2 protein-coding genes are annotated in these 2436 nt (G+C 68.8%); one reads left to right on the top strand and one right to left on the bottom strand.

What is annotated here, in order from left to right; all coding sequences use genetic code 11:
• Positions 1 to 871, bottom strand: an 871-nt coding sequence (locus Q4I23_RS32135; RefSeq protein ID WP_498528928.1) for a hypothetical protein, incomplete at its 3' end; no start/stop codon positions are given.
• Positions 872 to 1277: 406 nt separating this feature from the next.
• Here Q4I23_RS32135 and Q4I23_RS32130 point away from each other — a divergent pair.
• The gene (locus Q4I23_RS32130) at positions 1278 to 2378 is read left to right on the top strand and encodes a Do family serine endopeptidase (RefSeq protein WP_454020083.1); all 1101 of its coding nucleotides are present in this window, start codon (positions 1278 to 1280) and stop codon (positions 2376 to 2378) included.
• Positions 2379 to 2436: the final 58 nt, after the last annotated feature.

Raw genomic sequence — 2436 nt, 5'->3', positions numbered from 1 at the left:
CGCGTATAATCGTCGGCAGCGTCAGATGTGTATAAGAGACAGGTTCCGCCCGTTCCAGCACCTGGGGGATCTGGGTGGCCAGCGTGTCGAACAGGGCGTCGATGTCGTCCTGGCTGACCTCCGGCCCGCCGAGCTGCGGGCCGTTCAGCAGATGCGCGTCGGGCCGGGTGTCGCCCAGCTTGCGGTGGGACGCCCCCTCGCCCATGGACGCGGTTTCCGAGGCGGTGGCGATGCGGTCGACGCCCCAGATCTCGATCATCGTGTTCACGCGCTGCTCGATGTAGCGCAGCGTGTTGACCACCTTGGTGGTGCGCTGACCGGTGATGTCCTGGAAGGCGCAGGCGGTCATGATCTCGATGCTCCAGGCGTCGATGGCGTCGACCATTTCCGCGATGTCGGGATCGGTGCGCGGGATGCCCTGGGTGATCTCCTGGATCTTCTCGGTGGCGTTCAGGATGTCGGTGGTCGCCCGCTCGGTCGCCGCGACGATCTCGTCCAGTTCGCCGGTCGCCGCCTCGATGCGGTTCGACCCGGTGTCGGCGGGGCGCAGTGCGGCGATGTCGCTGCGCGTCTCACGCACCACCTGGGTGATCGACATCAACTCCTGCTGAAGCTGCAGGCCATCCCCCAAGCCTTGCCCCACCCCGCCACCCGGCACCGGACGGGGCAAGGCGCCGGGGTCCACCCCGCGCAGCCGGTTGACCTGCTGCTCCAGCGCGCCGGTCAGCCGGTGGAACTCGTCCACCGCGACCACGCGGGATCGTCGGTCGCGCATGCGCAGGAACGCGCGGCCGCGCGCGGTCTGCGACAGCGCCTCCTCCATCTGGAGGTAGTCATGCTCGGTCAGTTCCATCAGAGGAACATCGCTCATCGTCGTCACCGTCGGCGGGCCGCTGTTGAGAATCCGCCATGGAGGAAAGCACGTCTTAGGAAAACTGAGGTTACACCAGACATGGCCTGGATTTCAGGCAAATCCTGCACATCTCTGCCTCGCAGATCCCGCTGAACAAAGTCTTAATGAAGTCATGGGCGGTGCCTCGATGCCGCACCCCGTCATCATGCAACCAAGCATGGAAGTCGATCGCCGGAGCGGAGCCCGGAAAGACGGCGGGCTGCGGTATGGAGGATCCTCCCGTCGCTGGCGCTGCCCTATACTCAGGCGCGGCGCGCGGCGCGCGGCGGGGCAAAGGGTGCGCAGGCTTGACCCACGGGCGCCGCTCGCCCACATCAGCCGCGCCAAGGCAGCACGGAACAACAGGAACGGGGACAAGATGCCGATGACGACGACGCTTCGGTTCGCGGCGCTTCGATTTGCGGGGGCGGCGTGCATGGCCGGGCTTTTGGGGATCGGCGTTCCGGGCGCGGGTCTGGCCCCCGCCGCGGCTGCCCTGCCCGCCGGGGTCACCGGGGTGACGACCATCGCGCCGATGCTGGAACAGGTGACCCCCGCCGTCGTCAACATCGCCGTCCTGTCGCGGGCGCCGCAGGCCGAGAACCCGCTGCTCCGCGACCCCTTCTTCCGCCGCTTCTTCAACGTTCCAGAGCAGCAGGCCCGCCCGCAGGTCAGCGCCGGGTCGGGCGTGATCGTGGACGCGCGGCGCGGCTACGTCATCACCAACGCCCATGTGGTGGAGAACGCGCAGGAGATCGCCGTCACCCTGAAGGACCGCCGCCGCCTGCGCGCCAAGTTGGTCGGGCGGGACGCGGCGACCGACATCGCGCTGCTGAAGATCGAGGCGGAGAAGCTGACCGCCCTGCCCTGGGGCGATTCGGACCAGCTCAAGGTCGGCGATTTCCTGGTCGCCATCGGCAACCCCTTCGGGCTGGGCCAGACGGTGACCTCCGGCATCGTCTCGGCGCTCGGCCGCAGCGGGCTGAAGATCGAGGGGTACGAGGACTTCATCCAGACCGACGCCTCCATCAATCCCGGCAACTCCGGCGGCGCGCTGGTGAACTTCAACGGGGAGTTGGTCGGCATCAACACCGCCATCATCGGCCCGGCGGGCGGGTCGGTCGGCATCGGCTTCGCCGTCCCGGTCAGCATCGTCCGCTCGGTGATGGAGCAGCTGGTCGAGTACGGCGAGGTGCGGCGCGGCCGGCTGGGGGTCTCCATCCAGGACCTGACCCCCGATCTGGCGGACAGCATGAATCTGACCGGCGACGCCGGGGCGGTCATCGCCCAGGTGGAGCGCGGGTCCGCCGCCGACCGCGCCGGCTTCCGCAGCGGCGACGTGGTGACCGCGGTGAACGGGCGCCCGGTGCGCAGCGCCACCGACTTCCGCAACCGCATGGGGCTGGTGCGGGTCGGCACGCCCCTTCAGGTGACTGTCCTGCGCGGCGGCAGCGAACGGGTGCTGAACGTCCGCACGGGGAACTAGACCCGGCGAACCGGATCGGGATAACCATGGTCTGATGATCGGCCGCCCCTCCCCTCCC

It is taken from the genome of Azospirillum sp. UFLA03-27 (assembly GCF_059803775.1).
The sequence above is the reverse complement of the archived record's forward strand: the minus strand, read 5'-3'. Positions and strand labels throughout refer to the sequence as shown.